The organism is Grimontia sp. NTOU-MAR1 (assembly GCF_035758505.1).
In the GTDB taxonomy this organism is placed as follows: domain Bacteria; phylum Pseudomonadota; class Gammaproteobacteria; order Enterobacterales; family Vibrionaceae; genus Enterovibrio; species Enterovibrio marinus.
Genome location: NZ_CP142108.1, coordinates 1,599,583 through 1,625,098, shown reverse-complemented (window position 1 = coordinate 1,625,098; position 25,516 = coordinate 1,599,583). Strand labels below are relative to the sequence as shown.

Annotated in this window: 20 protein-coding genes; 14 read left to right on the top strand and 6 right to left on the bottom strand. The window is 49.8% G+C overall.

The features are described from left to right. Positions 1-17: 17 nt before the first annotated feature. From hisS to VP504_RS07495, 5 genes are all read left to right on the top strand, one after another. Positions 18-1,286 (top strand): histidine--tRNA ligase, encoded by a 1,269-nt coding sequence (hisS, locus tag VP504_RS07515; protein ID WP_325893677.1) that lies wholly within the window; start codon positions 18-20, stop codon positions 1,284-1,286. A 13-nt stretch (positions 1,287-1,299) separates the two neighbouring features. Beyond that, positions 1,300-1,905 (top strand): YfgM family protein, encoded by a 606-nt coding sequence (locus VP504_RS07510; protein ID WP_325893676.1) that lies wholly within the window; start codon positions 1,300-1,302, stop codon positions 1,903-1,905. Positions 1,906-1,914: 9 nt separating this feature from the next. Beyond that, positions 1,915-3,075, top strand: a complete 1,161-nt coding sequence (gene bamB / locus VP504_RS07505) for an outer membrane protein assembly factor BamB (protein ID WP_325893674.1) — start codon at positions 1,915-1,917, stop codon at positions 3,073-3,075. An 88-nt stretch (positions 3,076-3,163) separates the two neighbouring features. Next, positions 3,164-4,663 (top strand): ribosome biogenesis GTPase Der, encoded by a 1,500-nt coding sequence (gene der, locus VP504_RS07500; RefSeq protein ID WP_325893673.1) that lies wholly within the window; start codon positions 3,164-3,166, stop codon positions 4,661-4,663. Positions 4,664-5,281: 618 nt separating this feature from the next. Next, positions 5,282-5,515, top strand: coding sequence for a zinc ribbon domain-containing protein (locus VP504_RS07495; RefSeq protein ID WP_325893672.1), 234 nt, complete (start codon positions 5,282-5,284; stop codon positions 5,513-5,515). Positions 5,516-5,549: 34 nt separating this feature from the next. Here the strand turns inward: VP504_RS07495 and xseA are convergent, their stop codons facing one another. Beyond that, entirely contained in the window at positions 5,550-6,878 is a 1,329-nt protein-coding gene (gene xseA, locus VP504_RS07490; RefSeq protein WP_325893671.1) for an exodeoxyribonuclease VII large subunit, read from the bottom strand. Positions 6,879-7,043: 165 nt separating this feature from the next. Here xseA and guaB point away from each other — a divergent pair, with 165 nt between their 5' ends. The 4 genes from guaB to VP504_RS07470 all read left to right on the top strand — a co-directional run bounded on the left by guaB (position 7,044) and on the right by VP504_RS07470 (position 14,038). Beyond that, the gene (gene guaB, locus VP504_RS07485; RefSeq protein WP_325893670.1) at positions 7,044-8,510 is read left to right on the top strand and encodes an IMP dehydrogenase; all 1,467 of its coding nucleotides are present in this window, start codon (positions 7,044-7,046) and stop codon (positions 8,508-8,510) included. An 82-nt stretch (positions 8,511-8,592) separates the two neighbouring features. Next, positions 8,593-10,170: a glutamine-hydrolyzing GMP synthase gene (gene guaA, locus VP504_RS07480; RefSeq protein WP_325893668.1), complete on the top strand. Its 1,578-nt coding sequence runs from the start codon at positions 8,593-8,595 to the stop codon at positions 10,168-10,170. A 354-nt stretch (positions 10,171-10,524) separates the two neighbouring features. Beyond that, positions 10,525-12,084: an AbgT family transporter gene (locus VP504_RS07475; RefSeq protein WP_325893666.1), complete on the top strand. Its 1,560-nt coding sequence runs from the start codon at positions 10,525-10,527 to the stop codon at positions 12,082-12,084. Between the two features lie 397 nt (positions 12,085-12,481). Beyond that, entirely contained in the window at positions 12,482-14,038 is a 1,557-nt protein-coding gene (locus tag VP504_RS07470) for an AbgT family transporter (protein WP_325893665.1), read from the top strand. Between the two features lie 58 nt (positions 14,039-14,096). Here the strand turns inward: VP504_RS07470 and fghA are convergent, their stop codons facing one another. Together fghA and VP504_RS07460 are read right to left on the bottom strand one after the other, a co-directional pair. After that, entirely contained in the window at positions 14,097-14,939 is an 843-nt protein-coding gene (gene fghA, locus VP504_RS07465; RefSeq protein ID WP_325893664.1) for an S-formylglutathione hydrolase, read from the bottom strand. A 59-nt stretch (positions 14,940-14,998) separates the two neighbouring features. Further along, the gene (locus VP504_RS07460) at positions 14,999-16,129 is read right to left on the bottom strand and encodes an S-(hydroxymethyl)glutathione dehydrogenase/class III alcohol dehydrogenase (protein WP_325893663.1); all 1,131 of its coding nucleotides are present in this window, start codon (positions 16,127-16,129) and stop codon (positions 14,999-15,001) included. 173 nt (positions 16,130-16,302) lie between these two features. Between VP504_RS07460 and VP504_RS07455 the strand changes: the two genes are divergently transcribed. Continuing rightward, complete coding sequence (locus VP504_RS07455; protein WP_325893661.1) at positions 16,303-17,187, top strand: LysR substrate-binding domain-containing protein; 885 nt, start codon at positions 16,303-16,305, stop codon at positions 17,185-17,187. An 85-nt stretch (positions 17,188-17,272) separates the two neighbouring features. Beyond that, entirely contained in the window at positions 17,273-17,761 is a 489-nt protein-coding gene (gene tadA / locus VP504_RS07450) for a tRNA adenosine(34) deaminase TadA (RefSeq protein ID WP_442788911.1), read from the top strand. Here tadA and VP504_RS07445 read toward each other — a convergent pair. Further along, positions 17,758-17,919 (bottom strand): hypothetical protein, encoded by a 162-nt coding sequence (locus VP504_RS07445; protein ID WP_325893659.1) that lies wholly within the window; start codon positions 17,917-17,919, stop codon positions 17,758-17,760. The genes tadA and VP504_RS07445 overlap by 4 nt on opposite strands. Positions 17,920-18,040: 121 nt before the next feature. Beyond that, complete coding sequence (mltF, locus tag VP504_RS07440; RefSeq protein ID WP_325893658.1) at positions 18,041-19,579, bottom strand: membrane-bound lytic murein transglycosylase MltF; 1,539 nt, start codon at positions 19,577-19,579, stop codon at positions 18,041-18,043. A gap of 298 nt (positions 19,580-19,877) precedes the next feature. Between mltF and purL the strand changes: the two genes are divergently transcribed. From purL to glnB, 3 genes are all read left to right on the top strand, one after another. Continuing rightward, entirely contained in the window at positions 19,878-23,786 is a 3,909-nt protein-coding gene (gene purL, locus VP504_RS07435; protein WP_325893656.1) for a phosphoribosylformylglycinamidine synthase, read from the top strand. 127 nt (positions 23,787-23,913) lie between these two features. Further along, the gene (locus tag VP504_RS07430) at positions 23,914-24,351 is read left to right on the top strand and encodes a GNAT family N-acetyltransferase (RefSeq protein ID WP_325893654.1); all 438 of its coding nucleotides are present in this window, start codon (positions 23,914-23,916) and stop codon (positions 24,349-24,351) included. 100 nt (positions 24,352-24,451) lie between these two features. Continuing rightward, entirely contained in the window at positions 24,452-24,790 is a 339-nt protein-coding gene (gene glnB / locus VP504_RS07425) for a nitrogen regulatory protein P-II (RefSeq protein WP_062708442.1), read from the top strand. Positions 24,791-24,850: 60 nt separating this feature from the next. Here glnB and VP504_RS07420 read toward each other — a convergent pair whose 3' ends face one another. After that, positions 24,851-25,420: a YitT family protein gene (locus tag VP504_RS07420; protein ID WP_442788910.1), complete on the bottom strand. Its 570-nt coding sequence runs from the start codon at positions 25,418-25,420 to the stop codon at positions 24,851-24,853. Positions 25,421-25,516 lie beyond the last annotated feature (96 nt).

Here is a 25,516-nt window from a genome sequence, read left to right as displayed (position 1 = left end):
CGGTTACGAGAGTTAACGTGGCAAAAACTATTCAAGCAATCCGAGGCATGAACGATTGCCTCCCAACACAGTCTCCACTTTGGCAAAAAGTGGAAGGCACTGTTAAAGACGTTATCAGCGCATACGGTTACAGCGAAGTGCGCATGCCGATCGTGGAAATGACTCATCTTTTTAGCCGCGCGATTGGTGAAGTGACCGATGTGGTTGAGAAAGAAATGTACACCTTTGAGGATCGCAACGGTGATAGCCTGACACTACGTCCTGAAGGCACGGCAGGCTGCGTTCGCGCCGGTATTGAAAACGGTCTGCTGTACAATCAAGAACAACGCCTGTGGTACGTTGGCCCAATGTTCCGTCACGAGCGTCCACAGAAAGGTCGTTACCGTCAGTTCCACCAGTTTGGTGTGGAAGTGTTTGGTTTGAATGGTCCTGACGTTGACGCTGAGCTGATCATGATGACCGCACGCCTTTGGCGTAAGCTGGGTATTCATGAGCATGTCCGTCTGGAACTGAACTCTATCGGTTCGTTGGAAGCACGTGCTAACTATCGTGAAGCGTTGGTTGCGTTCCTGATGCAGCATGAAGCGATTCTGGATGAAGATTGCAAGCGCCGAATGCATACCAACCCTCTACGTGTTCTGGATACCAAAAATTCAGATATTCAAGCGGTACTGACTGATGCACCAAAGCTTTCAGAGTATCTGGATGAAGAATCAAAACAACATTTTACAGGTCTTTGTGAACTGTTGGACGCGGCTGGCATCCAATACACGGTAAACGAAAAACTGGTTCGTGGTCTGGACTACTACAACCGCACTGTATTTGAGTGGATTACTGAAAGTCTAGGCTCTCAGGGTACCGTTTGCGGCGGTGGCCGCTATGACGGTCTTGTCGAGCAACTGGGCGGTAAAGCAACCCCGGCAGTGGGCTTTGCGATGGGTGTTGAGCGTCTGGTACTTCTGATGGAGACACTGGAGCTTGATGAAACCCGTCCTGCGGTTGACGTATACATGGTCACTGCAGGTGAAGGCACGCTGGTAGCGGGCATGCAACTGGCTGAGAAACTGCGTGAGCTGGTTCCAGGTCTGCGCGTAATGACCCACTTTGGCGGCGGTAACTTTAAGAAGCAATTCAAACGCGCTGACAAAGTCGGTGCGTCGGTGGCTTTGGTACTTGGCGAAGATGAAGTCGCTAACAACCAAGTAACCTTCAAAGATCTTAAAGGCGGCGAACAGCTGACCATTTCTCAGGATGAAGTAGCCGATAAACTGGCTCAACGAGTTTAAGAGAGGACAAAACGTGGACGTCTACACCACAGAAGAACAACAAGTCGAAGCGATTAAAAAGTGGTGGCGGGATAACGGCAAAGCCGTTGTCCTCGGCGCAGTAATCGGTTTGGGCGGCCTTTATGGATGGCGTTATTACCAATCGGAAATGGAAACCAGCCGTGAGCAGGCATCAGAAGCGTACACACAAGTAGTAAGCGCACTGGTTGCAGGCGATGCGCAGGCGGAAGAGAAAGCGACAGCTTTTATCGGTGATAATGAAGGCTCTTACGCGACCCTGCTTGAGCTGCAATTGGCGAAGTCGTTTGTTGATGCGGGCGATCTAATCAAGGCGGCTGAGCAACTGCGTAAAGTGCAGTCCTCAAAAGACGAAACACTGAAAACACTGGCGACAGTTCGCTTGGCACGTGTTGAAGCAGAGCTTGGTAACTACGATGCTGCGCTGACACAATTGAACAGCGTAACGGCGGAAAGCTGGAAAGCACAGGTTGAAGAGTTTCGTGGCGATATTGAACTGCGTAAAGGCGACACCGCGGCAGCACGTTCTGCTTATGCCGCTTCCATTGCAGCAGCGACCAACCCTGTTGTTCAGATGAAACTGGACAACCTGTCTCAATAAGGCCTGAGTATGATGCGTATGGGATGGAAACGTGTTGGTGCAGCAGCCTTGCTGGGAACACTGCTGATTGGCTGTGCGGGTGAGGAGGATTCCATCCAAATGGCACCCGTGCCAGTGGTTGAGAGCGAATTCACTCCAACTCAGGTTTGGAAGTCGAGTGTTGGAGACGGTGTTGGAAATTATTTCAGCAACCTGTCTCCTGTAGAGGCTTATGGCAAAGTGTTTGCTGCTGATCGCCAAGGTGTGGTTAAAGCGATGGATACTGAAACCGGTTCGACCCTTTGGAGTGTCGATCTCGGTGAAGATGCTGCCGCACTGATCTCCGGTGGTCTGACAGCCTCTTACAGTAAGATCTACTTGGGGACCGAAACCGGTGCGTTGATTGCGTTGGACGAAGAAACCGGAGAAACCGTTTGGCGTAGCAACGCAGGTGGCGAAATCCTTTCTAAGCCTTTGGCAGATGAAAGTCTGGTGATCGTTAACACCAGCCGTGGTGAGCTGGCTGCGTTTGATGCAGAAACGGGTGAAGAACGCTGGCGTATTTCTACTGACCTGCCAAACCTGACATTGCGTGGAGACAGCTCTCCGGTATCAACGTCAGGTGGTGTGTTCTGGGGAATGGCAAACGGCCGTCTGGGTGCTGCTTTCGTTGAAAACGGCAACATCATCTGGCAACAGCCGATTGCGAGTCCGAAAGGTGCTACTGAAATCGACCGCCTTGTTGATGTTGATGCAACACCTGTGATTGACGGCGCACTGCTTTACGCGGTGGGTTACAATGGCCAGTTGGTTGCGATTGACCTGCGTTCAGGTCGCCCTGCGTGGAAACGTACTTACAGTTCATCGACTGACTTTTTGGTAGTGGGCAGCTATCTGTTCCTTATCACCGATAAAGACCATGTTGTTGCAGTAGATGCACGCAGTGGTACTGAGCTTTGGCAGAACCGTGATTTGGAATACCGTCAGCTGACGGCACCGGTTGCGATCTCCGGTTATGTTGTGGTTGGCGATGCAGAAGGTTATCTGCATTGGATGGACCCTAACTCGGGCGAGTTTGTAGCGCAGCAACAGTTGGATGACAGTGGATTTGCTGTGAGCCCGCTGAAGGTCGATGAAGGCTACATCGTCATTAGCCGTGACGGCACAATAAGTAAAAAGCAAATATTGTAAAAACAGTTGCTTATCAATTATTCGGCTCCTGATCCTGACCGGTCAGGAGCCGCTGTTATTAATGAATTTGAGATTTTAAGAGGTCAGTATGATTCCTGTAGTAGCCCTGGTGGGGCGTCCTAATGTGGGGAAGTCGACACTCTTTAACCGGCTAACAAGGACGCGCGATGCGCTCGTTGCCGATTTTCCGGGTTTGACCAGGGATCGTAAGTACGGAAAAGCTATGCTGGGTGAGCATGAGTTCATCGTGGTGGACACCGGTGGTATCGACGGTACCGAAGAAGGTGTAGAAACTAAGATGGCTGAGCAATCACTGGCAGCGATTGAAGAAGCCGATGTTGTGCTGTTTATGGTTGATGGCCGAGCGGGCCTGACCGTTGCTGATGAAGCGATTGCACATCATCTGCGTAGCCGTGAGAAGAAAACCTTCCTTGTCGTCAACAAAGTTGATGGCATTGATGCAGACGCAGCCAGTGCAGAATTTTGGCAACTGGGCATGCCAGACATGTACCAGATTGCAGCCGCACATGGTCGTGGTGTACTCGCTTTGATCGACCGTGCACTGAAGCCGTTCGCGGAAGAACTCGCGAACGAAGAAGGTGAAGATCAAGAAGGCTTGGTCGATCTGACTGGCGAGCAAGATGCAGAAGACGAAGATAAAGATCTGACCGAGGAAGATGCAGAAACTGCTTTGGAGCGTCTGCGCAACCTTCCAATTAAATTCGGCATTATTGGTCGTCCAAACGTCGGTAAATCGACCCTGACCAACCGTATTCTTGGCGAAGATCGCGTGGTAGTTTACGACATGCCAGGCACAACACGTGATTCGATCTACATTCCAATGGAGCGTGATGGCCGTGAGTATGTGATCATCGATACTGCAGGTGTTCGTCGCCGTAAGCGTGTTAACGAGAAAGTGGAGAAGTTCTCCGTTATTCAGACACTAAAGGCGATCGAAGACTCTAACGTTGTTCTTCTGGTCATCGACGCGCGCGAGAACATTTCGGATCAGGATTTGAGCCTGCTGGGCTTTGCATTGAACGCAGGTCGTTCGATCGTCATCGCTGTAAACAAGTGGGATGGTCTGGACAGCGAGGTGAAAGAGCGTGTGAAGTCAGAGCTTGACCGTCGTCTTGGCTTTGTTGATTTCGCCCGGATTCACTTTATCTCTGCATTGCATGGTACAGGTGTGGGTCACCTGTTCGAGTCGATTCAGGAAGCGTATGAGTCTGCGACCAAGAGAATCAGCACCGCGATGCTGACACGCATCATGAGCATGGCACAGGACGATCACCAGCCACCGATGATCCGTGGCCGTCGCGTGAAGCTGAAGTATGCACATGCGGGTGGTTACAACCCACCGATTTTCGTTATTCACGGAAACCTGGTGAAAGAGCTGCCTGATTCTTACAAGCGTTATCTGATGAACTACTACCGTAAGTCTCTGGAAATCATGGGTACACCTATCCGTATTCAGTTCCAGAACAGCGAGAACCCGTTTGAAGGTAAGAAAGAGAAGCTTACCATTTCTCAGGCGCGCCAACGTAAGCGTCTGATGGACATGGTGAAAACTCGCGGCAAAAAGTAACTCTCTGCCACTAAATACTAAGAGCCGACCTCAGGGTCGGCTTTTTTACGCTCGTAAAAAACGGATTGTATCCGGATACATGAAGGTTGAATAACAGCCCATGTAATTTAGACAAAAGTGTCATCTTTCCGTATTTCCCGCCCGTAATTTGAGCAGTTAGCCTCAATACAGTCTCTCAGGTACGGCTGATTGACCGCTAATTCAGTCTGATCTGACCGTCGAATGATGGAGTTTAGATGATCTTTGTCACAAAAAATAAGCAATTAGGCGTGAAATATCGTTCTAGGAAGGAAAGGCGAATTATTACGCGGCTACTATAACTCCTATAATTTATAAAATATCGAACAAGATGATTTTTTAATAATATTGAAATACTTTATCCTTTTTAAAGTCCATATGCAGAACATGTAACTTATGCTTTCGGGGGTTGTATTGATAAATATTTTTTTAGGGGGTGATCGCTGATCGGATCCCATAATCGCTGCGATCTGACGATCTTTATAGGATCCAGCACTAGGCTGCTCGTTTTGCCAGCATCTAAGGGTTAGAATAACGGCAAAAGGATCATTGTGCATCCTTTGACCAAAAAACTGCGAAGTCAAAGCTAAGGAAACCTTAATGGGAAATAATTGCCCTGATTGCGAACGTGACTTGGTGTGGGACAACGGCACTTACCGTTGTGAAACCTGCGAGAAAAGTTTTATAAAACAGGCGTTTTGTGCCACTTGCCGCGCGCTATTGGAAAAGCTTCAGGCTTGTGGGGCGACCAGCTATTTCTGTAATAGCTGCAACGAGCTGAAATCGAAGTCGAGCGCGAGAATCGTTTTTGAAGAACAAAAAACGGTGTTCTGAGACATCGTTTCACCTTTCTTGTTAAAGATCCTTTCTAGTTCACTGTAGATTGGATCTCTCCGTCCCCGAACGTTGACCTGATCTGATCGCCAGACTTAAGCGATGATGCTGAACGAATCACTTCGCCTTTATCGTTCCGGGTGATCGAATAACCGCGTGCGAGTGTTGCCAGCGGGCTTACTGCATCCAGTGTTTCCATCTGCAGTGCCAGTGCATGCTGTTGTTGTCGGAGTTGTCGGCGCATGGCCTCAATAAGACGCTGCTCCACATAGCCCAGTTGTGCTTTCTGCCCAGGAATCTGGTTCGCGGGGGAGTAACGCTCAAGCTTTTGCGTAGTTCTATCAAGGCGCTGGGCTTCCGTTTGAAGTGTATAGCGCATGGATTGGTGAAGACGCCTTTCAAGCTCATCAAACTGCTGAGATTGTTGTTGAAGCTGCGTTTTGGGGTGCTGCATCGCCAATCGGTGTTGCAAGCGTGTTAGCCACTCTTGAGAGCGGCTTAAATGACGGCTGAAAGCGTGGGCGAGGCGATCAGTACGCTGCAGCAGTTGCTGATCACGTACCGAGGTATCACAGCTGACAAGCTCTGCTGCCGCTGACGGGGTAGGGGCACGGGCATCGGCGACGAAATCCGCGATGGTAACATCAACTTCATGGCCAACAGCACTGACGATCGGGATGGTACTGGCGGCAATGGTACGAGCTACAATTTCCTCATTGAAGCACCACAAGTCTTCCAGCGAACCACCACCACGGCCAACGATCAGCACATCACATTCATTACGGCTGTTGGCACGCCCAATAGCCTGCGCGATTTGGATAGATGCATCTTTTCCCTGCACCTGGGTGGGATAAATCACCACAGGCAAGCTAGGATCGCGGCGTTTCAGGACATGCAAAATATCATGTAGCGCTGCGCCGGTGCTGGAAGTGATCACGCCAACCCGCTTGGGTTGTTCTGGGAGTGGCTTTTTCAGACTGGCAGCAAACAGCCCTTCTGCAGAAAGCTGCATTTTCAGTTTTTCAAACTGCTGCTGAAGTAAACCATCACCTTCAGGCTGCATGCTTTCTACAATGATCTGATAGTCGCCACGAGGTTCATACAGCGACAGCCTTGCTCTCACTAGGACTTGATTACCATTGGCAGGCTTAAAGGCTACCCGCATATTGTTGCCTTTAAACATGGCGCATTTCACCTGAGCCTGACGGTCTTTCAGGGTGAAATACCAGTGACCAGATGTTGCCATGGTGAGGTTTGAAATCTCGCCAACCAGCCAAACAATGCCCATTTCGTTTTCGAGCAACAAACGCACTTCAGCGTTTAATCTGGAGACGGTATAGATATTGTTGTTGGCGAGATTCATAGCGGAATGCGTCTTTATTTTCAGCAAGATGAAGCCATGTTAAAGAGGCGAAATCTGAAAGCCAAACGTTTTCGTAAAAATCTGTAGCCAAACGTTTGCGCTGTCAGTATAATGCGGCGGCAATATTTTGAACTCCCTCATATTATTTTGGCGTGAGATATTGCAATGTTACGAATAGCTAAAGAAGCCCTTACTTTTGACGATGTACTGCTGGTTCCAGCACACTCCACAGTTCTTCCGAACACTGCCGACTTGCGCACTCAACTGACGAAAAAAATCTCTCTGAACATCCCCCTGATCTCAGCGGCGATGGACACAGTGACCGAAGCGCGCCTCGCAATTGCGCTTGCTCAGGAAGGTGGCATCGGATTTATCCACAAAAACATGTCTATCGAACAGCAAGCTGAACAAGTTCGCTTGGTGAAGATTTTCGAAGCTGGTGTGGTTTCAAACCCAATCACTGTAACGCCAGAGCAAACCATTGCTGATGTGAAAGCTTTGACTGACACTCACGGCTTTGCTGGTTTCCCAGTCGTGACTGAAGCGAATGAGCTGGTCGGTATTATTACTGGTCGCGACGTACGTTTCGTGACTGACCTGAGTCTCAAGGTGTCTGAAGCGATGACACCGAAAGAGCGTTTGGCAACGGTAAAAGAAGGTGCGAGCCCAGAAGAAGTTCAAAAGCTGATGCAAAAGCACCGCGTAGAAAAAATCTTGGTGGTTAACGACGATCACCACATCGCGGGCATGATCACTGCAAAAGATTTCCAAAAAGCTGAACGTAAGCCAAACGCATGTAAAGACGAGCAAGGCCGTCTACGTGTTGGTGCTGCGGTTGGCGCTGGTGCTGGTAACGAAGACCGTGTTGCTGCACTGGTTGAAGCAGGCGTTGACGTGCTGCTTATCGACTCTTCTCACGGTCACTCTGAAGGTGTACTTCAGCGCATCCGTGAAACCCGTGAAAAATTCCCTGAACTACAAATCATTGGCGGTAACGTCGCGACTGGAGCAGGTGCAAAAGCCCTTATTGAAGCGGGTGTAGATGCTGTGAAAGTGGGGATTGGACCTGGTTCAATCTGTACGACCCGAATTGTTACCGGTGTGGGTGTTCCGCAAATCACTGCAATTTCAGACGCAGTAGAAGTGGCAGAACAATATGGCGTGCCATGTATCGCTGACGGCGGTATCCGCTTCTCTGGTGATATGTGTAAAGCGATTGTTGCTGGCGCATCTTGTGTCATGGTGGGTTCAATGCTGGCAGGTACTGAAGAATCTCCAGGTGAAGTGGAACTATACCAAGGCCGTGCTTACAAATCTTACCGTGGTATGGGCTCGCTGGGTGCGATGTCTAAAGGTTCTTCTGACCGTTACTTCCAGAGCGATAACGCAGCGGACAAACTGGTACCTGAAGGTATCGAAGGTCGCGTGGCATACAAAGGTCGCCTGAAAGAAATCATTCATCAGCAAATGGGTGGCCTGCGCTCGTGCATGGGTCTGACTGGCTCAGCGACTGTTGAAGACCTGCGCACCAAAGCAGAGTTCGTTCGCATCACAGGTGCTGGTATCACTGAATCGCATGCGCACGATGTGACCATCACTAAAGAAGCACCAAACTATCGTACTGGCCAGTAATTCGTGCCCGTAATTTAAAGCCGAAATTTATAGCATGGGGGCGAAAGTCCCCTGTATTGATGACTTTTTGAGACAAGCTGAAATGACCCAAAATATTCATGACCAACGTATTCTGATCCTCGACTTTGGATCTCAGTACACCCAGTTGATTGCACGTCGTATCCGTGAAATCGGTGTTTACTGTGAGCTTTGGGGCTGGGATGTTGAAGAGCAGGATATCCGTGACTTCAACCCGAATGGCATCATTCTTTCTGGTGGCCCGGAGAGCGTGACCGAAGACGGTTCACCACGTGCGCCTGAATATGTGTTTAACGCGGGCGTTCCGGTACTGGGCGTCTGCTACGGCATGCAAACCATGTCTGAGCAGCTTGGCGGTAAAGTTTCAGGTTCAAACGAGCGAGAGTTTGGTTACGCGAAAGTGACGCTGGATAACCCAGGTAGCCTGTTTGAAGGTATCGAAGATGCCATTAACGAAGCGGGCAAAGGCGTTCTGGATGTATGGATGAGCCACGGCGACAAAGTGGTAGAAATTCCGGCTGACTTTGTGAAAGTCGCATCGACTGACACTTGTCCATTCGCAGCAATGGCAAACGAAGAGAAGCGCTTCTATGGCGTTCAGTTCCACCCTGAAGTGACTCACACCCGTCAGGGTCACCGCATGCTTGAGCGTTTCGTGATGGTTATCTGTGGCTGTGAGAAGCTATGGACGCCAGCATCTATCATCGAAGATGCGATTGCACGCATCAAAGAACAAGTGGGTAATGACGAAGTGATTCTTGGCCTGTCAGGCGGCGTGGACTCTTCTGTTGTTGCTATGCTTATCCACCGCGCGATCGGTGACAAGCTGACCTGTGTATTCGTAGACAACGGTCTGCTGCGCTTGAACGAAGCTGAGCAGGTTATGGAAATGTTCGGTGATCACTTCGGCTTGAACATTGTTCATGTTGATGCGGAAGAGCGCTTCCTGTCTGCGCTGGAAGGCATTGCTGATCCAGAAGCAAAACGTAAGAAGATTGGTCACGTGTTCGTTGATGTATTCGATGAAGAATCGAAGAAACTGAAGAACGCGAAATGGTTGGCGCAAGGCACTATCTACCCAGATGTGATCGAGTCTGCTGCATCTAAGACCGGTAAAGCGCACGTGATCAAATCTCACCACAACGTAGGTGGTCTGCCGGATGACATGGAAATGGGTCTGGTTGAGCCGCTGAAAGAACTGTTCAAAGACGAAGTGCGCAAGATAGGTCTTGAGCTGGGCCTGCCATACAACATGCTTTACCGCCACCCGTTCCCAGGTCCAGGTCTGGGTGTACGCGTGCTGGGCGAAGTGAAGAAAGAATACTGTGACCTGCTGCGCCGTGCAGATGCTATCTTCATCGAAGAGCTACACAAAGCAGATCTTTACAACAAGGTTTCTCAGGCATTTACCGTGTTCTTGCCAGTACGCTCAGTAGGCGTAATGGGTGACGGCCGTAAATACGATTGGGTTGTCTCACTGCGTGCAGTAGAAACGATCGATTTCATGACCGCACACTGGGCACACCTGCCATATGACTTCTTGGGCAAAGTTTCTAACCGCATCATCAATGAAGTGGATGGCATCAGCCGCGTGGTTTACGACATCTCTGGCAAGCCACCTGCAACCATCGAGTGGGAATAATCTTCCCCTGAATCCAGTCATTCAAAGGCACGCATTGCGTGCCTTTTTCTTTCTTTCTCACCCGCGATACGTCATTCAGCTTATGGGTGACTGATACTCACCATTTCATGCCAAAAGTAGCCATTTCTTTGTGGTTGTTGTTCATTTGGGTTTTCTTTGTTTGCTTTGTGTTTATTTCTTGTGTGTGAAGTGAATTTATCTGCTATATGGGTGATTTTTATTGATATTAGTCGCTATTATTTATGTTTTTTAATTGTATTTTGTACTGTTGGATAATGATGACGTCGTTGCGAATTCATCAAAGAATCCGCTTTTTACGATGCAAACACACACTGCAATAACTCGGAGCTTTAAATGAGTAATCATGCCATGAGCAATACTCCAGACGCGCCAAACGGCGGTATGGAAAAGTTCCTGAACTGGATTGAAAGGGCAGGTAACAAAATTCCTGATCCTGCTCTTCTGTTCTTTTATGGACTTTTGATTGTATGGGGCCTGTCCGCCGTTCTTTCTCAGGTTGATTTCGGCCTGATCCACCCTGTTACTGGCCAGGCTGTAGAAATTAATAACCTCCTGACAGGCACTGCGCTGTCGAACTTCTTGGCGAACATGGTGACCACTTTCACTAGTTTCGCACCTATGGGTATTGTGCTGGTGGCGATGCTCGGTGTAGGTGTGGCTGATGCTTCTGGCTTTATCACGACTGGCCTGAAGAAAATGCTTAACGTGACGCCTAAGAAACTGCTGACTCCAGCGCTGATTCTGGTGGCGATTGTGTCGCACACTGCGGCAGATGCAGGTTACGTTCTGGTTATTCCTTTGGGCGGCATTATCTTCCACGCTGCGGGTCGTCACCCACTGGTAGGCATTGCTGCAGCATTTGCTGGTGTTTCCGGCGGTTTCTCTGCAAACTTCATCCCGGCGGGTATTGATCCGTTGCTGGCAGGCTTCACCCAGTCTGCTGCGCAGGTTCTGGATAAAGACTACGTGGTGAACCCACTGGCGAACCTGTATTTTACAGGCCTATCTTCATTCCTGATTGTGGCTATCGGCTGGTATGTGACGGAGAAAATCATCGAGCCGCGCCTGAACAAATTGCCAATTGATGAAGACGCAGAAAAAGCACCGGATCTCGGCAGCTTCACCGCTATTGAGAGTAAAGCGTTCAACCGCGCAGGTTTTGCAATGCTGGCGGGTATCGTTCTGCTGGTGGTTGCGCTTATCCCTGAAACTTCAGCACTGCGTTCACCTGAGGGCGATCTTACCGCGTTCTCTGCGCCGCTGATGAAGTCTATCGTACCGCTGATCTTTATCCTGTTTGTGATTCCAGGTGTGGTTTATGGTCGCGTTGCAGGTACCTTCAAAACGCAAGGCGATATCATCAAAGCGATGAGCGATACCATGGCGACGATGGGCGCGTATTTGGTGATGTCATTCTTCTGTGCGCAGTTCCTGGCGGCATTCAGCCAGTCGAACATCGGTACCTTGCTGGCATTGGAAGGTGCAGCATTCCTGAAAGCGCTGAACATGCCGGGTCAGCTAACCATTATCGGTATGATTTTGTTGACCGCGTGTGTGAACCTGTTGATCGGTTCTGCATCGGCGAAATGGGCGCTGATTGGTCCAATCCTGGTGCCAATGCTGATGGCGCTGGGTATTTCTCCTGAACTGTCTCAGGCGGCTTACCGTGTGGGTGACTCTGTGTCTAACATCATTTCTCCACTGATGGTGTTCTTCCCACTGGTTGTGGTTTACTGCCAACGTTATGTGAAGAGCACAGGTATCGGCACATTGGCGTCAATGATGATGCCTTACTCCATTGCGATGTTGATTGGCTGGTCGATCTTCCTGTTGGCTTACTGGGCACTTGGTATTCCTCTAGGCATCCAAGCGCCTTATACCTACCAGCTGTGACAGTAATCCGTTGCTTTCAAGCCCTGCCATCGTGCAGGGCTTTTTATTGCTCTTGAATTTTTACTTAACCTTATGTGCTGCATATATGCAACATAATCAAAACATAACTCCATACATTAATGGTTTTATGAAGTTTTATATAAAAGATGCATGTTCTGGGATGTGTTAGTTATCTCACACTATTATCTGCTGGGCTGCCTTTCATTTGTAATAAATCCTGATAATCCACATGGGTTTGGAATTGTCGCCTTTTGAGTCTCTTTTTTGGGAATTTTACTCTAAAAGTGGCATCTGCTAAGTTCTTGCAGCGAAAGTAACGGATATACCTGATTTTATCGTGCGCTCCCTTCAGCAGAGTAGCAATGCAGGTTAGAACTCATCGAAAAGGTGGTACGAAATGAGTCAAGCTTCACAAGGAGCGCCGCAACAGAATGGCGCGATTGCGTTTATTGAACGTGTAGGTAAAAAAATCCCCGATCCTGTGATCATTTTTATGTTCCTTTTTGTGGCTGCGTTGACCATTACAGGTTTGATCGGCGGAATGGAATTTCAAACCACAGGGGCAGATGGTAATCCTGTCAGCCACACTGTGAAGAGCATGCTGGCAACAGAAAACGTTCGCTGGATGTTTGACAATGCGATCCTGAAAAACTGGCTATCGTTTGGCCATGGCGTACTGGGTGTGATTCTTGTGGTGATGCTGGGTGTCGGCATTGCTGAGAACTCAGGTTTTCTGGGGGCGGTAATTAAGCGCGTTGGCCTTCGCCTGAATGAGAAGTGGCTCCCGATGTTGCTGGTATTCCTGGGTATCATGAGTTCCATCGCAACGGATGCAGGCTATCTGGTGCTTATCCCATTGGCGGGTATGTTGTACGCAGGTGTGGGTAAAAACCCGCTGATTGGCATGGCAGCTGCGTTCGCAGGGGTATCTGCTGGCTTCAGTGCGAACCTGATTCCAGCAACCCCGGTTGATGTTATTATTGGTCTGAATGCACGCGTATTTGCAGAATCTCAAGGTGTACCTTTTGAGAACGCAGGTGGAGAGGTGCTGAACCCGGCGACCATGCATTACTTCTTCATCTTCGTTTCCACGTTCATGTTGGCGGTTCTGGGTGCTTGGGTCACCAAGCGCTTTGTGGCGCCGCGTCTGGATAAAATGGAGTACACACTTCCAGAAGGACTGGATCAGAGCGATTTCTCCGTCAGTGAAAGCGAGAAAAAGGGCTTGCGCGCTGCAGGTCTTGGTTTGGTTGCTTCTCTGGCCGCGATTGTTGCGCTGGCTATGGGACCATTAGCACCTTACACCAACGAAGCAGGACGCACAGTTACGCCATATATGAACAACGTGATCTTGCTAATTGCGATGGTGTTTGCGGTGACGGGTATCTGTTTTGGTTATAGCACGGGTAAATTCAAGTCGCTTCAAGACGTGGTGAATGCCATGGTGAAACAGATGAATACCTTTGGATATGTTCTGGTTTTGACTTTCTTCAGTCACAACTTCCTGGCGGTACTGAGTTATTCAGGCTTGGGTGTTTACATCACTTACCTAGGCGCAACCACTTTGTCTTCACTGGGCCTGGAAAACTTCCCAATCCTGCTAATCATTGGCTTCATTCTTACCACTGCACTGATCAACCTGTTTGTCGGTGGTTTGACTTCTAAGTGGATGCTGCTGGGGCCAATTTTCGTTCCTATGCTGTATCAGGTTAACCCGAATATGACACCTGATCTGGTTGCTGCGGCTTACCGTGTGGCAGATTCTTCCACCAACATCATTACGCCAATGATGACCTACGCAGGTGTTATTCTGGCCTTTATGCGCAAGTACAAATCGGATCTGACGTTCGGTGACGTGATTGCAATGATGGTGCCATACTCGGCAGCGTTCCTGACAGTATGGACAAGCCTGCTGATCGTCTTCTTCAGCTTTAATATTCCTCTGGGCTTCTGATCAGGTGCAGCAAGAATAGAAAAACCCGGCTTCGGCCGGGTTTTTGTTGTTTGAAGCGTTACTTCAAATGCTCTCCATGGAACCGGAGGTGATCTTCGATAAAGCTCGAAATGAAGTAGTAGCTGTGGTCGTAGCCTTCCTGCATTCGAAGCTCCAGCGGATAACCCGCTTCTTCTGCAGCTTGGAGTAAGTTTCCTGGCTTCAGTTGCTCATGCAGGAACTGATCACCATCACCTTGATCAATCAGCATTGGCAAGTGCTTATCTGCTTTTTTGATTAAGGCGCAACTGTCATATTCTAACCAGCTCTGGCGGTCTTCACCCAAGTAGTTAGTAAAGGCTTTTTCTCCCCAAGGCACAGCGGCGGGATTCACGATTGGGCTAAAGGCTGAGACTGAACGGTAGTCATCGCTGTTTTTCAGCGCAATAGTCAGAGCACCATGGCCACCCATGCTGTGGCCTGAAATAGCCTTCACATCGCTGACTGGGAAGTGCGCTTCGACGAGAGTTGGGAGTTCTTTCAGCACATAATCGTACATGTGATAGAAACGGTTCCAGGGGGCCTCGGTGGCATTCAGATAGAAACCTGCACCAATACCAAAATCATAAGCACCTTCTGGATCGTCAGGAATGTTGTCACCGCGTGGGCTTGTGTCAGGTGCAACGATAGCAATACCCAGTTCAGCAGCAACGCGATGTGCGCCGGCTTTCTGCATAAAGTTTTCATCGCTACAGGTCAGTCCTGACAACCAGTAAAGCACTGGTACACGATTTGACTCTGACGCTTGTGGTGGCAAAAAAATCGCAAAGCGCATGTTGCAATGAACCGTGCGGGAGGTATGGGTATATTGCTTGTGCCAACCGCCAAAACTACGGTTACTGCTAATGTTTTCAAGACTCATTTAGGACTCCAAAGCAGGCGGTGGAGATCCGCCTGCGTGGGGTTGGATCGTAAAGTGGCTTACTTGTCGTAGTGGATGACAGTACGAATGCTTTTACCTTCGTGCATGAGGTCGAACGCTTCATTGATGCCATCGAGACCCATGGTATGGGTGATGAAGTCATCAAGGGCGAATTCACCCGCCATGTAACGCTCTACGATCTCTGGTAGCTCTGAGCGGCCTTTAACACCACCGAACGCCGAACCGCGCCATACGCGACCGGTAACCAGTTGGAATGGACGGGTAGAGATTTCCTGACCAGCTCCGGCAACACCGATAATGACTGACTCACCCCAGCCTTTGTGGCAGCACTCAAGTGCTGAGCGCATGACATTAACGTTACCGATACATTCGAATGAATAATCTACACCGCCGTCAGTCAGTTCGACAATCACGTCCTGAATCGGTTTGTCGTACTTGCTTGGGTTGATGCAGTCAGTCGCACCTAGCTTTTGAGCCAGCTCGAACTTGCTCTCATTGATGTCGACACCAATGATGCGGCTTGCACCTGCCATTGCTGCACCAATGATTGCTGAAAGCCCGATGCCGCCCAGACCAAATACAGCCACAGTGTCGCCTTTTTGGACTTTAGCGGTGTTGAGCACTGCGCCCATACCGGTGGTAACACCACATCCAAGAAGACATACTTCCTCTAGTGGCGCATCTTTGTTCACTTTAGCCAGAGAGATCTCAGGCAGTACTGTGTACTCAGAGAAGGTTGAACAACCCATGTAGTGGTAGATTGGCTGACCATCTTTGTAAAAACGGGTCGTGCCGTCTGGCATCAAGCCTTTACCTTGTGTCTCACGGATTTTCTGACACAGGTTGGTTTTACCTGATTTACAGAACTTACACTCACCACATTCTGGAGTGTATAGAGGAATAACATGATCACCCACTTGAACACTGGTGACACCTTCCCCCACTTGTTCAACAATACCGCCACCTTCGTGGCCTAGAATTGCTGGGAAGATGCCTTCAGGGTCGTCACCAGAAAGGGTAAATGCATCAGTGTGGCAAACGCCAGTTGCGATAATACGTACCAGCACTTCGCCCGCTTTTGGCAACATGACATCCACTTCTTCAATGCTAAGTGGCTTGCCTGCTTCCCAGGCAATTGCTGCGCGTGATTTGATAAATTGTTCTGCCATTGAAAGCATCCTCATTAAGTAAAGGGCTAGTCCCTTAACGTTTAACCCTAGGCGATTTATTCTGACGTAGCGAGTTCACTTTTGTGACACGCTGAATTTGAGTGATAGTCTATTTATTTCTATTCGTGTGATAATCCACTTAAATTGCAATTAACTTTTACTGGTGAGAAATAATGTCAGATTGGCAAGGGGTTTCGGAGTTTCTGGCCGTGGTCGAAATGGCAAGCTTTACCAAAGCGGCCAGTCGCCTCGGCGCATCGACGGCACATGTAAGTAGACAGGTAGCTTTGCTGGAGGAGCGGCTTAGTACCCGCCTTCTATTTCGTACGACGCGAAGGGTATCGACCACTGAAGAGGGAGATATCTATTATCAACATTGCAGGCTGCTGGCAGATGGATTGAAAGAAGCAGAGAGTGCAGTGACTCAATTACACGAGACGCCAAACGGCCAGATCAAGCTGACAGCGCCTGTGACTTATGGTGAAAAAGTTGTGATGCCTTTGATTCTGGATTTTATGGACGCCTATCCTGAAATTCAGATAGAGGTAGATTTGACCAATGCGACGTTAGATCTCGTCGACTCATCTTGTGATGTGGCGTTAAGGTTAGGGCGCTTGGTGGACTCCTCTATGGTGTGTAAGCGCCTGGCTACACGTCGTCTTATTGTTTGTGGTTCACCGGATTATCTTTCCAAATTTGGCACCCCTCATACACTCTCTGAATTGGCACAACACAATTGCCTGCGTGGGCAACACGACTATTGGCGTTTTAGGGAGGAAGGAAAAGAACGTACAGTGAGGGTGCGCGGAAACCTTCGTTGTAACAGTGGTATTGCGTTGCTTGATGCCGCAACTCGCGGTAACGGCCTAATCCAGCTTCCGGATTACTACTTACAAGAGGCATTGGGATCCGGTGAGGTCGTCAAAGTACTGAATGCCTATGAGGATTTGGAAGAGGGAATTTGGGCACTTTTCCCACACCGAAGGCTACAGCCCCTTCGTGTCAAACTGCTGGTGGACTTTCTGGCGGCTAAACTGGCAAATCAGGCTAAGGAATAGTGCTTATAGGAGTGATATACTCCGGCGCATATCAAGAGTAGGTTTAGAGTGAATAGTGACACAGAGTGAATTAGATCAGCAGTTTATGCGCCGGGCGATGGAACTGGCAGGCAATGCAGAAGCCGATGGCGAAGTACCTGTTGGCGCGGTTGTCGTGCATGAAGGTGTTGTCATTGGTGAAGGCTGGAACCGTCTGATTGGCCAGCATGATGCTACCGCCCATGCTGAAATGATGGCGTTGCGTCAAGCAGGTAAAGTGCTGCAAAACTATCGGCTGTTAGATGTAGTGCTTTATGTCACGCTGGAACCTTGTCCAATGTGTGCTTCTGCCATGGTGCACAGCCGAATTGGTAAGGTAGTCTTTGGTGCGCCGGATTATAAAACCGGAGCAGCGGGCAGTGTCATGAACCTTCTGAGCTATGAAGGTGTGAATCACCATGTTCTTTATCAGGGGGGCGTGTTAGAAGAAGAGTGTCGCGAGCAATTACAGGCATTTTTTCGCCGCCGTCGTCTGGAAAAGAAAGCGGAAAAAGAAGCGCGAAAAGCAGCACAAAACCCTTCCGAAGAGGACTAGAAACTCTCGTCCATCATAGCAAATTCGCGGATAGCGAACGTACGTTGACGCCAAAGCACCTTTTTCAATGCAACGTTGCGGTGACGCTTGCGACGGTTTGACGCCGCACTGGAGTTACGGGCGAAGTTAGCCTGTACCTTTCGTTTTCTTGCAAACATCGTCGTTCCTTTTAAAAAATAAGCGCAGCCTCGCTGCGCTTATAGGTATTTATAATCATCTTTTATTAAAGCACGATGACAGCATGATTCTCTGATAAACCCCGTTCTTCCCGTTGGCTTATTACTGAGCTTCCGGCGTTTTTTCCGCACTCTCTGCTTCATCTGCTACGGGGGCCGATTCAAGCGTATCAATAACCTCACTTACCCCTTCACCGGCTACATCTTCTACTATGATGGTTTGCAATCCTTCAAGGTCGTCAGCGACATCACTGGTGATAGCCTCTGCTTTATCCTGATCATAGCCAACAATACTCTGGTAGTAGCGACGGATATTTTCTACATAGCTGAGTGCTTCGTAACCACGCGCATAACCGTAGCGGGTTTGCTTGTAGTACTGGCGTTTGGCCAATAGTGGCAGGCGTTGTTTCACATCCGCCCAAGAGTCTGGGTTTCCACCCTGTGCCTTGGTCAGACGGCGAGCGTCCATCATATGGCCGAAGCCAATGTTGTAGGAAGCCAACGCAAACCAGATTTTTTCATGCTCGTTCACACTCTCCGGGATACGGTGCAGCATCTTACGCAGATATTCAGCGCCACCACGGATACTCTGCTCCGGGTCGAGTCGGTTTTTAACACCTACAGATTTGGCTGTTGGCAGCGTCAACATCATCATGCCACGAACGCCAGTTGGAGAGACTGCGCGCGGGTTCCAGTGAGATTCCTGATAAGAAAGAGCAGCAAGCAAGCGCCAGTCAAACTCGTCGGCATATTTCTTAAACAATGGTTCCCATTTCGGCAGTTTGGAGTCAATCGCGCGAAGGAAGGCGCGGGTATCCACAAAGTCGAAGCTGTCTACATGGCCGAAGTATTTCTCTTCAAGTGCTGCCAATTCTCCGCTTTGGGCTTTCTTGCCGAAAAACTCAATCATTAAAGCGTAAACACTGTCGTCCTGTGATTTTTTCATGAACCAGGCAACAGGTTCATCTTCAGTTAATTCCAATGCAACTGTGATGGTTGGGTGGGTGCGTTGTACCAATGCAATATCGACGGAGTCAGCGATAGTGAAGTCCAGCTTGCCATCAGCAACTTGTTTGAGAAGCTCATCGTCATCTATGTCTTTGACACTTTCCCAGACAAGCTCTGGGTATTCGCGCTGAATCGCCTTTAGGGTAAGGGCATGACTTGAACCTTCAACGACAGCAACACGAGCCCCATCTTTATTTAACTCAGTGAGGTTTCGCGGTCGCCAATGGCCATTTTTGTATACCAGTTGTTGGCTAACATAGTAGTAAGCCGGTCCCGGACGGAAATGTTCGAGGCGGTCTTTGGTGATGGTTAAACCCGCGGCTATGATGTCTACATCACCACGTTCAACGGCAGGGAAAAGCCCAGACAGGGTATAGGCCGGTTGCATCTCAAGCTTAACGCCCAGACTTTGGGCAAATTGGGAGGCGAGTTCATAGTCGAGGCCTGTCGGACCATCGGGGCCGATGTAGTAAGAAAGCTGGTTGTTCAGGGTGCCCACACGCAATACGCCGCGATCGCGGATTTTTTCCAGCGCCGTTCTGTCGTCGTACTTCCATTCGCATCCAGCGATAAAAAGTGCCAGAAAAAAGCCAGTGAGTAGTATGTAGGTTCGTTTTACAGCGTTCTGGTTCAAAAAGTTATGCTCACTCGTATTTCGTAGGACTGTTATATCAAAGCTGGCTGGATGCGGAAAGTTAAGCAGCAACCGTTACTTGGCGAATACTCAGAATAGTGACAATAAACGCCAGTCAAAAAAAGTTACGCAAACGGTTGCGTCAAGTGTTACGTCGCTCACCTTTTTACCCTATAATACCGCCCCGAAGCCTTTAGAAGTGGTATCGACATGGCTCTCCCATCTCATTTGCGCAATGTAAATCATGGGGTTAGGTCAATATCACTTTAATTCACTGCTAACCGAGAGACGTACGCACATGGAAATTTTGCGTGGTTCCCCCGCTCTGTCCGAATTTCGAGTCCAAAAACTGCTGGAAAGCTGCAAAGCGAATGATTTGCCTGTCACCAGCCTCTATGCAGAGTATATCCACTTTGCTGATCTCAGCGCGCCTTTGGGTGACGACGAAAAGCAAAAACTGGAACGCTTGCTCACTTACGGTCCAACGATCGCTGAGCATGCGCCAACTGGAACCCTCTTCCTTGTAACACCGCGCCCCGGCACCATCTCGCCTTGGTCTTCCAAAGCTACCGACATCGCCCGCAACTGCGGCTTGGCTCAGATTAAACGCCTGGAGCGTGGCACAGCTTACTATGTTGAGTTGTCCGGAGAGCTGTCTGAAGCTCAGCAAAACGTACTCGCCAGCCTGCTTCACGACCGTATGATGGAAGTGGTATTTGGCCAACTCGATGAAGCCTCCGCATTGTTCAAAGCGGCAACGCCAGCGCCAATGACGGCAGTCGATATTTTAGGTGGTGGATGCGAAGCGCTGGAAAAAGCCAATGTCGAGTTGGGTCTGGCACTGGCGGAAGACGAAATTGACTACTTGGTAGAAAGCTTCACCAAGCTGGGTCGTAATCCGAACGACATCGAACTGATGATGTTTGCACAAGCAAACTCAGAGCATTGTCGTCACAAGATCTTCAACGCAGACTGGACCATCGATGGTGTTGAACAGCCAAAGAGCCTGTTCAAGATGATCAAGAATACGTTTGAACACAACAGTGAAAATGTGTTGTCAGCTTACAAAGACAATGCAGCTGTGATGACGGGTTCTAATGTAGGCCGATTCTTCCCGAATCCAGAGTCACGCCAATATGACTACCATCAGGAAGAAGCCCATATCCTGATGAAAGTGGAAACCCACAACCACCCAACGGCGATTTCTCCATGGCCAGGTGCTTCAACAGGTTCTGGCGGTGAAATCCGTGATGAAGGCGCAACCGGTATTGGCGGTAAGCCCAAAGCGGGTCTGGTGGGCTTCACGGTATCTAACCTGCGTATTCCTGGCTTTGAGCAGCCTTGGGAAACCGACTTCGGCAAGCCAAACCGTATCGTCAACGCGCTTGATATTATGCTGGAAGGTCCTCTGGGTGGCGCCGCATTCAACAACGAATTTGGCCGCCCTAACCTGCTGGGTTACTTCCGTACTTACGAGGAAAAGGTTAGCTCGCACAATGGTGAAGAAGTGCGTGGTTACCACAAGCCAATCATGATTGCAGGCGGCATGGGCAACATCCGTGACCAGCATGTACAGAAAAAAGAAATCCCAGTCGGCGCGAAGCTGATTGTTCTGGGTGGTCCCGCGATGAACATCGGTCTGGGTGGCGGTGCAGCCTCTTCTATGGCGTCTGGCCAGTCGACCGAAGATCTGGACTTCGCTTCTGTTCAACGTGAGAACCCAGAAATGGAACGCCGTTGTCAGGAAGTGATTGACCGTTGTTGGCAGCTTGGCGAGCAAAACCCAATTGCGTTTATTCACGACGTGGGCGCGGGTGGTATTTCGAATGCCCTGCCTGAGCTGGTGGATGACGGCGAGCGCGGCGGTAAATTCCAGCTGCGTGATGTACCGAATGACGAGCCGGGTATGAGCCCATTGGCAATCTGGTGTAACGAATCTCAAGAACGCTATGTGATGGCCGTTGCGCCAGAAAACATGGACGTATTCGATGCCATCTGTAAGCGCGAACGTGCGCCATATGCGGTCGTCGGTGAAGCGACTGAAGAGCGTCATCTGACGCTGGAAGACAGCCACTTCGACAACACACCTATCGACATGCCAATGGATATTCTGCTTGGCAAGCCACCGAAAATGCACCGTGATGTGACCTCTCTGAAAGTGGAAGGTCAGGCTATTGCCCGTGACGGCATCAATATCGAAGAAGCCACCCAGCGTGTGCTGCGTTTGCCTTCAGTTGCAGAGAAAACCTTCCTTATCACCATCGGTGACCGCACCTTAACCGGTTTGGTTGCGCGTGACCAAATGGTCGGCCCTTGGCAGGTGCCGGTTGCGAACTGTGCGGTAACGGCAGCAAGCTACGACACTTACCATGGTGAAGCCATGTCCATGGGTGAGCGCACGCCGGTTGCACTGCTGGACTTTGCTGCGTCTGCGCGTCTGGCAGTCGCTGAATCCCTGACTAACATCGCCTGTTCTGACATCGGTGACCTGAAGCGCATCAAGCTGTCTGCAAACTGGATGGCTGCCGCAGGTCACCCTGGCGAAGATGCTGGTCTGTATGAAGCAGTGAAAGCAGTGGGTGAAGAGCTGTGTCCAGCGCTTGATCTGACCATTCCTGTGGGTAAAGACTCGATGTCGATGAAAACCCGCTGGGACGAAAACGGTGAGCAGAAAGAAAACACTTCGCCACTGTCTCTTATCATTACCGCATTCGGCCGTGTCGAAGACGTACGCAAGACAGTGACGCCTCAACTTCGCACTGACAAAGGCGACAGTGCACTGGTACTGGTCGACCTAGGTCAAGGCCAAAACCGCATGGGCGCAACCGCACTGGCGCAAGTTTACAAGCAGTTGGGTGACAAACCTGCTGATGTTGACAGCCCTGAGCTGCTGAAAGGCTTCTTCAACGCAATGCAAACGCTGGTTCGCGACGAAAAGCTTCTGGCTTACCACGACCGTGGTGACGGTGGCCTTTACGTGACACTTGCGGAAATGGCGTTTGCTGGTCATGTGGGTGTAGAAGTGGATATCAACACCCTGTCAGCGGAAGGCGAGTGCAACGATGAGCTGGCAGCACTGTTCAACGAAGAATTGGGCGCGGTGGTTCAGGTTCGCACCGAAGATTTGGACGCTGTTCTGTCGACGCTTTCTGCACACGGTCTGGAAGCATGTAGCCATGTGATTGGTACCCTGACAGAAGACGACGCCGTTCGTATCTGGAATGGTGACGCGCTGGTGCTGGATCAGAACCGCACAGAGCTTCGTACCATTTGGGCGGAAACCACTTATCAAATGCAGGCAATGCGTGATAATCCACGTGGTGCTCAGCAAGAGTTTGATGCTAAGAAAGACGTTACTGACCCAGGCTTGTCAGCGAACCTGACCTTCGATGTTCAGGAAGATGTTGCGGCACCGTTTATCGCAACGGGTGCACGTCCTCAAATGGCAATTTTGCGTGAGCAGGGCGTAAACTCTCACGTTGAAATGGCAGCAGCGTTTGACCGTGCTGGCTTTGATGCTAAAGACGTTCACATGAGCGACGTGCTGGCAGGCAATATCTCGCTGGAGGAGTTCAACGGCTTAGTAGCTTGTGGCGGCTTCTCTTACGGTGACGTGCTGGGTGCAGGTGAGGGTTGGGCGAAATCAATCCTGTTCAACGAACAGGCGCGTGACCAGTTTGAGCGCTTCTTCCACCGTGGCGATTCTTTCGCACTGGGCGTATGTAATGGCTGTCAAATGCTGTCTAACCTGCACGATTTGATCCCGGGCGCAGACCTGTGGCCTCGCTTCGTTCGTAATGAATCTGAGCGGTTTGAAGCGCGTTTCAGTCTGGTTCAGGTTCAGGAAAACCCATCTTTATTCCTGAGTGGTATGGCGGGCTCTCACATGCCTATCGCGGTTTCTCATGGCGAAGGCCGAGCGGAAGTGCGTGATGCTGAGCATCTGGCTGCGATTGAGCAATCAGGCACGGTTGCACTGCGTTATCTGGATAACTTCGGTAAGGTGACGCAGGATTACCCTGCCAACCCGAACGGCTCACCAAACGGTATCACTGGCCTCACCACCCGTGACGGTCGTGTGACCATCATGATGCCGCACCCAGAGCGTGTATTCCGTACTGTGGCGAACTCATGGCACCCAGATAACTGGGGTGAAGATAGCCCATGGATGCGTATGTTCCGTAACGCGCGCGTTAAGCTGGGCTAATCAGGACGTTTTAAACACCAAACTTGTGACACAAGCCGCTACCTTCTGGTGGCGGCTTTTTTATCCGATTGCATCCTGTATCGGCAAGAGGGTAAAGTGTTCCGGCAATTTTATGGAGAGAAATGCAATGGACAGTGCGATTAGCTTTACGCTCATTCCTTCCGGAACAATGCCGGATTCCCTTCAGCGCCGTTTTCCTTCGCTGGCAAAACTAAACGATCTTGAATCCTCTCAAGAGATCCCAATGCTGGTGGCCGAAAAAGACGGCAAGCCTGTTGCCGTAGCCGTACTCCAGCATGAAAAGCGCCACAACGGGATTATGGTTGAAGATGCCACGCTTACTCTGCTTGAGGTTGATCAGGCAAGCCGTCTTCAGGGGATAGGTAAAAACCTACTGAATGCGTTAGAGGCCTATGCTGCAACCGTCACTTGCGAGCTTAAAGTGGACTGCGGTGCAGTCATTGGACGTAAACCTATGCAGGCGCTGTTGACCAATTCCGGCTACGAGCCTCCTTTTGCTTGTGGTGAAACTAAAACCACGACGTGGAAGAAGTCTCTGGTTTAATGAGGGATTTTATTTGGGAAAACCGCGCCAACGGGGTGGTGTAAGGTTACAATTAAAGTAGTGAGCTGTTTGCTTAATCCAGAATTTAAGGGAATGCGATATGAAAAAAATTGAAGCGATTATCAAGCCGTTCAAGCTTGACGACGTGCGCGAAGCGCTGGCAGAAGTCGGAATCACAGGTATGACGGTGTCTGAAGTTAAAGGCTTCGGTCGCCAAAAAGGCCATACCGAACTGTATCGCGGTGCCGAGTATATGGTGGACTTCCTGCCAAAAGTAAAACTGGAAATCGTGGTAGCAGACGATGCGGCGGACCAGTGTGTGGAAACCATCGTGCAAACGGCGCAAACCGGTAAGATCGGTGATGGTAAAATCTTTGTTACCGACGTCGAGCGCGTAGTGCGTATTCGTACTGGAGAAGAAGATGAAGAGGCGATCTAATCGCCTAACTGACTATTGATAAAAGACCGCCGACTGGCGGTCTTTTCGTTTCAATCGCGTTTAATAACAAACCACGTAGCGGTCTGGCCTATGGTTCATGGTTAGCACTAGGTTCAGTACAAATGCCCCAATTACCGAACAGGCAAGCAGCCATGGCGAGACAAAGAAGAATGAAGCCAGCAGGATCGCAATATCAATTGTCATCTGAACGTTGCCTGCGCGAATGCCAAACTTATCCTGGCAGAAGAGAGCCATTACATTAAAACCGCCAAGGCTTGCGTTGTGACGAAAGATCATCAACATGCCCACGCCCATTAGAAGACCGCCAATTAAACCGCAGTAAAGTGGTTGTAGCCAGCCGATGGTAAATACATGGGAGATGTGGTCAACGATTAACGAAACCATAGCGCCTACAAAAACACTGCGTAGGGCAAACTGGGTACCGAAACGATGCCATCCCATGATGTAGAAAGGCACGTTCATCAGAAAGTAAAGGGTACCGAAAGAGAGGTCGGTAAACTGGGTGACTAAAAGTGCCAGACCTGTTGTACCACCAGTCAGCAAGCCTGCTTGCTGAAGGAAATAAACACCCTGTGCCACAATAAACGCACCAGACAGGATCGCAATCATGTCTTCAAACTGTGAATGTTTGGGCTGATAGCTCAACGTAATAACTCCTAAAATGTGTCGTTTTTAAAGGGATTCACGACGCAAGAATGTACTCGC